At 45.9% G+C, this 9,311-nt stretch carries 9 protein-coding genes; all 9 read left to right on the plus strand.

The annotated features are described in order from the left end of the window. A partial coding sequence (locus AC1DSE_RS23690; RefSeq protein WP_477528283.1) for an ATP-binding cassette domain-containing protein occupies nucleotides 1–701 on the plus strand: 701 nt, incomplete at its 5' end. A 32-nt stretch (nucleotides 702–733) separates the two neighbouring features. Next, nucleotides 734–1,852 carry an ABC transporter permease gene (locus AC1DSE_RS23695; protein WP_477512857.1) on the plus strand — a complete coding sequence of 373 codons (1,119 nt, stop codon included), beginning with the start codon at nucleotides 734–736 and terminating at the stop codon, nucleotides 1,850–1,852. Between the two features lie 2 nt (nucleotides 1,853–1,854). Next, nucleotides 1,855–3,003 (plus strand): ABC transporter permease, encoded by a 1,149-nt coding sequence (locus AC1DSE_RS23700; protein WP_441887008.1) that lies wholly within the window; start codon nucleotides 1,855–1,857, stop codon nucleotides 3,001–3,003. Nucleotides 3,004–3,809: 806 nt separating this feature from the next. Further along, the gene (locus AC1DSE_RS23705; protein ID WP_477512856.1) at nucleotides 3,810–4,280 is read left to right on the plus strand and encodes a hypothetical protein; all 471 of its coding nucleotides are present in this window, start codon (nucleotides 3,810–3,812) and stop codon (nucleotides 4,278–4,280) included. A 295-nt stretch (nucleotides 4,281–4,575) separates the two neighbouring features. Beyond that, the gene (locus tag AC1DSE_RS23710; RefSeq protein WP_477512855.1) at nucleotides 4,576–4,875 is read left to right on the plus strand and encodes a glycoside hydrolase family 95-like protein; all 300 of its coding nucleotides are present in this window, start codon (nucleotides 4,576–4,578) and stop codon (nucleotides 4,873–4,875) included. A 360-nt stretch (nucleotides 4,876–5,235) separates the two neighbouring features. Further along, nucleotides 5,236–6,219: an ABC transporter permease gene (locus AC1DSE_RS23715; protein WP_477512854.1), complete on the plus strand. Its 984-nt coding sequence runs from the start codon at nucleotides 5,236–5,238 to the stop codon at nucleotides 6,217–6,219. 15 nt (nucleotides 6,220–6,234) lie between these two features. Then, nucleotides 6,235–7,116, plus strand: coding sequence for a carbohydrate ABC transporter permease (locus AC1DSE_RS23720; RefSeq protein WP_057304608.1), 882 nt, complete (start codon nucleotides 6,235–6,237; stop codon nucleotides 7,114–7,116). A gap of 63 nt (nucleotides 7,117–7,179) precedes the next feature. Then, nucleotides 7,180–8,745 (plus strand): extracellular solute-binding protein, encoded by a 1,566-nt coding sequence (locus AC1DSE_RS23725; protein ID WP_477512853.1) that lies wholly within the window; start codon nucleotides 7,180–7,182, stop codon nucleotides 8,743–8,745. A 92-nt stretch (nucleotides 8,746–8,837) separates the two neighbouring features. Next, nucleotides 8,838–9,311 (plus strand): glycoside hydrolase family 95 protein (locus AC1DSE_RS23730; RefSeq protein WP_477528284.1); only part of this gene is annotated, 474 nt, incomplete at its 3' end.

The following is a 9,311-nucleotide window of genomic DNA, read 5'->3' on the forward strand; positions in this document are numbered from 1 at the left end:
GGATTGTACCGCAGGAAATGGCTATTTATGAGGATATGACCGCTTACGAAAATGTTCATTTTTTTGCCGGATTATACGGACTTAGAGGGGCAAAGTTAAAGGAGCGGGTGATTGAAGCACTAGCATTCGTGGGTCTTGGCGACAAGCACAAAAGCTATCCCAAAAACTTCTCAGGCGGCATGAAGCGAAGATTGAACATAGCCTGTGCAATCGCACATCGGCCAAAGCTGCTCATAATGGATGAGCCAACGGTGGGGATTGATCCGCAATCTCGCAACTATATTCTTGGTTCCGTGAAGAAACTGAATGAACTCGGTTGTACGATCATCTACACCAGCCATTACATGGAGGAGGTCGAGGAGATCTGTACAAGAATCGCCATTATAGACCACGGCAAGATCATCGCGGAAGGAACGAAAGGTCAATTAAAGGCCATCATTACGAATCAGAAAAATATAAGTATCGAAGTCCGTTCGGCGGAAAATCTGGATAGGAACAAGCTAGAGGGAATTGCTGGCGTAAACCGGGTTGAAGTGGAGGATCGAATCGTTAAGATCACCTCTGATTCCGAGGTCAATAATTTGAACCGAATCATTCAGCAGTTGATGGCGGACGATATTGAAATACGTTCAGTGGAAGAGAATGAGCCAAGTTTGGAGACGGTGTTCCTGACATTGACAGGCAGAAGCCTGCGGGACTGATAAGAAAGAAGGGGTAAGGAGGCGAAGGGGAAATGAATGTATTCAGAATAATGCTCAAAGAGTTAAAGGTTATCCGCGATCCCAAGATGCTTTTGTTCTTGGTGGTTTCGCCGCTATTAACCATGCTTATTTTGGGAACGGCGCTTACGAATGCTTTCAACGGTAGTTTAACGGTTGATGAGATTAAAGTGCTGTATAAGAATAATAGCTCGTCGAGTGATTTCTCTACCTATTGGGATGACTTCACGGGGCAGATGCGTCAAGCCGGTATTAAACTCGAGAAGGCAGACGAGAAGATGGATGGGAAAATAGAAGTGAAGAACAACCGCTATGCGGGTTACGTCGAGATTACGGACAATGGACTGAAGTATTACAGCAGCAGTCAGAGCTTAATTGAAAGCGGTATTGCTAAGAGCGTGCTTACAGCATTTGCAGATCGTTACCGATTGGCGGCTGAAGTAGCAGGTACCGACTCGGAGCAAGCGGATGCGATCATGAGCGGAAGCGGCAGTGAAAGCTATGTGATGGAAGAGTCGCTGAATGCGACAAGGAAACCGGGAGCCATGGACTATTTCGCTGTAGCGATTACGACAATGATTATTTTATATAGCGCCTTGACGGCCGCACAATTAATAGATAGTGAACGGAAAAGGAACACAGCTGTCCGATTGCTTGCTTCACCGGTGACGAAAATCGAAATTTTTGTGGGTAAATTAGCAGGTCTTGTTGTGTTAAATGTGATACTCACAATTGTTGTAGTGCTTATTAGTAAATACATGTTTAATGCCTACTGGGGAGAAAATTTGGGTCTCGTGTTTATAACGCTCTTTACTGAAATCATTTTCGCTGTGAGCTTAGGACTCGGGTTCAGTTATATCATTAAGGGTAACGCATCAGGCACTGTTGTGATGATTATTATCCAATTGGCCGCATTTTTCGGCGGTTCATACTTCCCGGTCGAGAAGGCTACTGGATTCATGGCAGCTCTCTCTTCTCTTTCTCCGCTGCAATGGTCAAATGCTGCACTTCTTGAAATGATCTACGCAGACAATATGACAGCAACGGTTAACGCCGTGCTGTTGAATATCGGCTTCGCGATCGTCTTGCTTGGTATCGCATTAACGATGATACGCAGAAAGGAGGGGCTGTAAGAATGAGAGACACATTATGGCTGATCCGGAAGACGTTTATTTCCACCTTTAAAAACGTTTTGAATCTATTTATATATTTTGTCTTTCCTGTTATGGGAATTCTGCTCGCGACACTAGTCCAAGGAGGCACGGGAGAAGTTGATTTAAAAATGGGCATTGTTAATCATGATGGGGGTCAGACGATTACAAAAGGTGTTATTGATTCGGTGGGCAGACAAGATTCCATGCTTGTAATTGCGCTTGAAGAGAATGAGATAAATGGGCAGATTGCTTCTGGAGAGCTGGATGCAGCAATTATCTTTCCCGCAGGTTTCGCGCAAAGCTTGATTGTTGGCAAGCCAGCAAATGTTAAGATCGTATCCATTAAGGGGGCGCAGGTTACCGGACAGGTAAAGGCATCCTTGGATCAACATATTAACAATATGGCTTCGATCGGCATGATAGCTAAAGGAGATGAGGCTAAGTTTATTACCCTATATGACGAATTTCAAAAAACGGGATTCGAACTATCAGCCCAGAAAGTGGAGGATCAATCTGTCAATTTCAACAAAACCAATCAATCAATAGGATACTTACTCATCCTCATGCTAGTGTCCGCTTCGAATTTATCTGGTATTCTTATCAAGGAAAGAGAGAATAGAACCTATTATCGCCTTCTATCCTCACCGATCAACCCTAGAACCTATGTCTTATCTAATATCATCGTTAATTTGACTATGATGATGCTGCAGATTGCAGTGACACTGTTGATTATGATAACTATTTTTCATGTCGATCCGGGTATTCCTTATTGGAGCATGTTCCTGATACTTGTGTTATTTGCACTGGTGGCAATAGGATTATCTCTTGTAATTGTGGCATTTTCCAGTAGCTCTTCAACAGCCAGCGGCATGCAGAATATGATCCTCATTCCTAGCAGCTTATTGTCCGGATGTATGTTCCCGCTTGTGTTAATGCCGGAAACCATGCAGCAGCTTGCGCACTTTCTTCCCCAATATTGGTTGTTGGATACCTTCAGCGATCTACAGCAAGGGGTATCCCTTGGGGAATTATCCTTGAACTTGATCATTTTGATTGCTTTTTCTGTGGCCTTATCTTTAATAGCCGTCTATAAGTTTGGCAGGAATAATGATACTCGAAGCTATATTTAAGAAATAAACTAATCCCGTATATTAATCATCTACTTCCAGTCTACTATATTGTAGGAGATTTCGAACTTTACAACGAGCTTAGGTCTTCTATTTTCTTCAACCTGGATATGTTCCCAAACCAAACTCGGATATCGTTACCCGTTAGTTCAAACCGGAGTCGCTAAATTCTAAAGCGGTAACCCTGCAGGGAAAGGGGATGCTAAGCCATCTAACGTCTGATTTCTTCATGCCGGCAGATTGTATAACCTGTGGAACATCTGTAATTGGCATTAAAGGAACTTCTTTGTTCCTAAACTCATCAATAATAGTTTATCATTACCTCAGAGCTCGATGAAATCCTTAACACCTTTGCTCCACGTTTAACCAGCCGTGAATATCCGTTAATATCACTGTAAACATGATGGCAAACTTTAGCCATTTGGATTTCAGTAAATTGGCAGATGGACAGTCTGAATAATTAAATCGCTAATAGAGGGGCAGGCGTTTCTGTAGTAAAGAGAAACTAGTTCTATTATTAAGCTTGCACCAATAAAATAGAGATGTGAAAGCGATGTAAGGCGCGGCATCGCTTAACGTCAAAGAAGCCTAATGGTTCCTTATTGAACAAAAATAAAGTTGAAAATGCTCAGAGTCATCCTCAAAAGGATGGCTTTTTTTGTACGCTAAACATTCTGTTACGATAGTCTTTGATTTTGGTCTTTTTTTCCATGCAATATTGATATAATGAGTTTAAAATTATTCGTAACAGAAGTTTTAGGGGCTTTTGGGCATCATATTTTGTTGACATTCCAAAATGGGGGATTATTATGAGACCAATCGAGTTTACGAAAGAAGAAGCTTTTTTAAGCACATTAAAAGAATATTTAGAATCTGAAGACGCTCATGATATTCTTAAGCATTTAACCCAATCGAAACTATCATTTAAATATTCAGATAGATTTTCAGAAAAGCTTTGGAATCAAAAAACTGCATATGTAGAAATCAAAGTACCTGTACGATCCAAGCAAACTCTAGAACATGAAGATTTATTTTATCGCTTAAATCGGTATTGCGGGGACATATTCGAGGATGATGAGGAATATGGCTTCAAAGGTGTGCAGATTGGCGTACTTATCGGAACTCCAACCGAACAATCTGTAAATAAAGACATCAAGTACCATAGTAAAAATCAGGTGTACGAGAATTTAAGAACGAAAGTTCATAAAGCCTCATTGAATCCAATGTGGGGTTGCGGAGGAAGCAGCCATTATGACAAGCCGGTCATGGACGGCTTTTGAAATTGATAAAAATTGGTACGATGTTGCTAGTCAAAGAATTAATAAAGTGTTAGAAGAAAGATGTGAAAAAATTAGTTCTATAATGAACAATTAAAAATAAGTGGTGTTTCGTATGAGAAGCATCAGTTAGTGATTTTTGAGCAAAAAATTGGGCTTTCAATTATAAGTCCACCTACCAAGGCGCTTCTTTTTTTGCAAAGCTGATAATTAACGCTCTACAGGAATGCTAACGGGCAGTTTACCGCAACTAATGGTGATTTTTATCGTCATTATAGTGGGTAGGAATAATTTTACGATGCTGCTTCAGAGTCGTGCGGGCGAGCTTCATCTGCTCCCGGCGCTTCCGGCAGTATGGTCAACGGGCTCCGTTCAAGGGCTGCGCGCTAGAGGCAGCTATACGGTCGACTTGGAATGGAAGGATGGCAGTCTGACGAAGGCCGTAGTTGCCTCTACTGCCAGTGGACCATACTTTATTCGAAGCGCGATCAGTTGTTCGATTACAGTGGAAGGGAAACCGGTCGAATCCGAGAGGCCGGCCGGCCTTCTCCGCTTTCATGCGGATGCCGGCGTCGTCTACACCGTGCTTCCGGATTGAAACGATTGCTTGTGTCAACGCCAATGCCCAAGCAGGGAAGAGTGAAATAAAACCGCTTGTCGCTGCAGTTTAATCCTTGATCAAAGCAGAACTAGGCCGCACTAGCATTGGCCGGTAGATGACCCTCGGAATTCGTCAATTCGTCGGGGGTCATCTTTTTTCTGTCCAGAAACGGAAGCATACGAGGGACGATATCGCCGCGTTCTATGCGGATCGCAAACCGATTTGAACGGCGGCAACGGGATGCTATTGTCCGGGCACCTTGCCATCCGATCTTCAAAAATGACAACGCTTTCTTAAGAATGTTGGCTTTCGACGCTCTGATTCGAAGAGTACACTGAAAACAAAGGAGGAGCAGATATGGAGTTGGATACACGCGTAATCGGAATTAAGGGAAAAACAGAACAGCGAACGCAGTTTTGGAAGCGATTTAAAAAACAAAAAACGCTGCACCTGTTCGTTGGGCTCGGCATGATATTTTTGCTTGTCTTCGCCTATACGCCGATGTTCGGCATTCTAATGGCATTTAAGCAGTATTCCATCTCTACCGGAATTAAGGGCATTTTTACAAGCGATTGGGTGGGATTAAAGCATTTCAAGGAGTTCTTTAATGACTATCAGTTTGGAACAATCGTTCGAAATACGCTGGCATTGAGTCTGCTAAAAATCCTTTTTGCTTTTCCGGCTCCCATATTGCTGGCCATTCTATTAAGCGAAGTAAAAAATTTGAAGTTTAAGCGTTTTGTCCAAACGATCAGCTATTTGCCCCATTTCATCTCGTGGGTTGTCGTCGCAGGCATCGCTTTCGCCTTCCTGTCGACGGATATCGGAATGGTCAATAAAGCGCTTCTAGGGCTAGGCATAATCGACAAGCCGCTTGACATATTGACGAACCCCAACTATTTCTGGGGACTGGCGACTGGAAGTGCCGTCTGGAAGGAGATGGGCTGGTGGACGATTATCTTCCTGGCCGCCATAGCGGGCATTAACCCGTCATTATATGAAGCCGCGCAGATCGACGGAGCGGGCCGCTTGGCTCGAATTCGCCATATTACGTTCCCTGGAATGAAAGGAACGATCGTCGTTGTACTTATTCTGACGATTGGAAGCATTCTGGGCGGAGGACTGGTGGGCTCCAACTTCGAGCAGGCGTTTCTGTTCGGCAACAGCATCAACAATCCGACCTCGGAGATCGTGCAAACTTATGCGTTTAAGGTCGGATTAAGAGACGGGAGATTTTCCTATGCGGCAGCGATTGATTTGATCCAGTCCGTCATTTCCGTCATCCTGATTTTCTCCAGCAACTACATTGCCAAACGCACTTCGGGATCAAGTCTATTCTAGGAAAGGGGAGCGTGCATGCAGCTCAGCCAAAAACAAAAAGATCGTATCATGGATGCTATGATTTATGCATTACTAGCCATTCTGACGTTATCGATGCTTTATCCGTTCTATTACGTCCTGATTCTTTCCTTCAATAAAGGAACCGATTCGCTTCTTGGGGGCGTCTATCTATGGCCAAGGACCTTTTCCTTTGAAAATTACGCGCGATTTTTGGATGACCCCCACTGGTACCGTGCTTTTTTGGTCACGATTATGAGAACGCTTGCTGGAACCGCCCTAGGCGTCCTTTTTACCTGTTTGGTTGCTTATGGGCTGTCTCACCGCGATCTTCTGTTTCGCAAAGGTTATTTCACGGTCATTATATTCGCGATGTACTTTTCCGGCGGTTTGATACCGTATTACGTCGTTCTGCGCTCACTGGGGCTGCTGAACACGTTTGGTGTCTATGTCATTCCTTCCATGTTAAGTACGTTTTTTCTGCTGATAGCCATTTCGTTCTTCCAGGAAATTCCGAGTGAACTCAAGGAGTCGGCTTACATGGACGGGGCTACCGAGCTCGTTATTTTCTACCGGATCATCCTTCCCGTCTCTATGCCGCTGATCGCAACCATGTCGCTTTTCTTGGGGGTTGGTCAATGGAACTCTTGGCTGGATTCCGCTTACTTCGTGCAGTCGGAAGGTCTGCGGACGCTCGCTTTCCGGATGATGGAGGTTATCAACAAGAGCAATGCGCCGATGGACGCTATAGCCGTTGCGAACAGTGCTTCAGCGGGCGTCACCAGCTATTCGCTTCAGGTAGCGGCTATGGTTATATCTATCGCGCCTATCGTGTGCGTCTATCCGTTCCTCCAGAGGTTTTTCATTCAAGGCATTATGCTGGGTTCCGTGAAGGGTTGATTTTGTTGGCATGATATTAAAGCGTTTGCTTTAATATAAACATCACTTGTTGGAGGGGTTATTTTGAAAAGAAACAAAGGGAAGAAGGCACTGCTCTTATCGCTCATCCTAATGATGACGATATCTCTGATGTCCGCATGCGGAAATAACAACGATGGTCAAGTCAATAACTCGGAGGGGAGCGAACAGCCCGCAAAAAGCAACGAGGCAAAGGAGCTGTCCTTGTTTATCGATGCCTCCTGGTATCCGGTGAAGGAGTGGAAGGGGTCGGTTGCCGAGAAAATTACCGAAAAGACGGGAATCAAGCTGAAAGTGACAGTAGCCACGGACGACAAGCAGCTTCCGCTCATGATCGCGTCCGGCGATCTCCCGGATCTGGTTTTTACTAACGCAAACATCGAACGGATGTCCGATTCGAAGCTTTCTTATCCTTGGAACGAGTTGATCGAGAAATACGCGCCTGACTTTAAGATCGATCCGATACGAATTGCGATCCACACGATGGATGACGGCAATTTCTATACGGTGCGCAACTCCTTCGCGACGCAGGAGGAAATGGTGCAGAACAAATACTCGGTCGGCAGCGACGGCAACCCGGGTATCGCGGTGCGCGAGGATATTCTGCAAGAGCTTGGCAATCCGCCAATAGACACCATTGACGACTTTATGAAGGTTTTGGGCATGGTCAAAGAAAAATATCCGGACATGATCCCTCTGATCATGGACAAAGATTGGATCGAGCAATACTTCCTGACGCAGTTCGGCGTCGAGGGCCTTTTGGACGGCTGGTATGAGCGGGACGGAAAAGTGGACTATGCGATCAGAAAGCCGGAAATGCTGGATTTCTTCAAGTTTATGAACCGTCTGTACCGCGAAGGGGACATTCTGGCGGAGAACTTCGCCTATACGAACGATCAGATCGACGATCAGTATGCGACCAGCGGGAAGGCATTCGCGCATATGCATACGGTCAGCATAGCAGACTCGGACAATATCAAGGTCAAAAACGCCGGCGGTTCGTATACGTTCCAAATGCTGCCTAGCTCCATTTCGAAAGATGCGAAAGCGGTCAGCTCTGGACTGGGCTTTGCAGGTACATTTATCACGAAGAAAAACAAGGATCCGGAGGCGTCGATCAAGTTCCTTCAATATCTGGCGAGCGACGAAGGCAAAAAGTTAACGATGTTCGGCGTCGAGGGCGAGCATTGGACCTGGAACGACGAAGGGTATCCGAATTTGAAATACGATCCGTCCGACGCCGATTTCGTCAACAGCAACGGAATCAAATGGTGGTACCTGTACAACGACGGCGTTACGGAAGGCATGTTGAGCTACGTACCGGGAGCGCAGAAGACGAAAGCGTTGATGGAAAGAAAGGCGTTCACGGTTTACAAGCCGGAGCTCGGCTTGATTCAGCTGCAGCCGGATTCGGATGAGAAGACGATCAAAACGAAGATCGACGAGATGATCAAAAACGAGAAGGTTAAAATCTACTTGGCGAAGTCGGAGGAAGAAGCCGTGGCAAACTACGAGAGCATGGTGAAGAACGCCGAGAAGATCGGTCTGGATCGCTTGGTGGATTGGGCTAACCAAACCTATCAGAAGAAGAAGGATTTGTTTAAAAAATAAGACTTGGTCCGTCAGGAGCGCTGCGCGTTCCTGACGGACTTTGCACGCTATATTGCAGGTGAAGGCAAATGGGAGAACGGAAAGGCGGGAAAATGATGAAGCTGGAGTATGATTCGCCCGGTACGGTATGGAAAGAGGCTCTTCCGATTGGCAACGGACGGCTGGGAGCAATGGTGTTCGGAGCAGCGGAAACGGAAAGAATCCCGATCAACGAGGAGACGTTGTGGTCGGGGGCGCCGCATGATTATAACCGGCCGGACGCGGGGCAATATTTGCAAGAAGTCCGGAGCCTGATTTTCAATGATCGGATCGAGGAGGCGGAGCGRCTGTTTCTGGACCGCATGATGGGCGAGCCGATCCATCTGCAAGCCTACCTGCCTTTTTGCGAGCTGAATCTGGCGTTCCCCGGGCATCGCGAGGTTACGCGATATCGGCGTGAATTGGATCTGCGGCGGGCGGTGGCGACCGTATCCTATGAAGCCGATGGATGCGAATACACGCGCGAAATCTTCTGTTACCGCCCGAGCGGCTGCCTGGTGATTCGGCTTTCATGCGGCGAGCGGGGC

The sequence above is a fragment of the Paenibacillus sp. 01L418 genome (assembly GCF_056400045.1).

Bases quoted from the DNA above. Each gene is read 5' to 3' on its own strand.
- AC1DSE_RS23695 (WP_477512857.1), top strand. From the start codon at position 734: ATGAATGTATTCAGAATAATGCTCAAAGAGTTAAAGGTTATCCGCGAT.
- AC1DSE_RS23700 (WP_441887008.1), top strand. From the start codon at position 1,855: ATGAGAGACACATTATGGCTGATCCGGAAGACGTTTATTTCCACCTTT.
- AC1DSE_RS23705 (WP_477512856.1), top strand. From the start codon at position 3,810: ATGAGACCAATCGAGTTTACGAAAGAAGAAGCTTTTTTAAGCACATTA.
- AC1DSE_RS23710 (WP_477512855.1), top strand. From the start codon at position 4,576: ATGCTGCTTCAGAGTCGTGCGGGCGAGCTTCATCTGCTCCCGGCGCTT.
- AC1DSE_RS23715 (WP_477512854.1), top strand. From the start codon at position 5,236: ATGGAGTTGGATACACGCGTAATCGGAATTAAGGGAAAAACAGAACAG.
- AC1DSE_RS23720 (WP_057304608.1), top strand. From the start codon at position 6,235: ATGCAGCTCAGCCAAAAACAAAAAGATCGTATCATGGATGCTATGATT.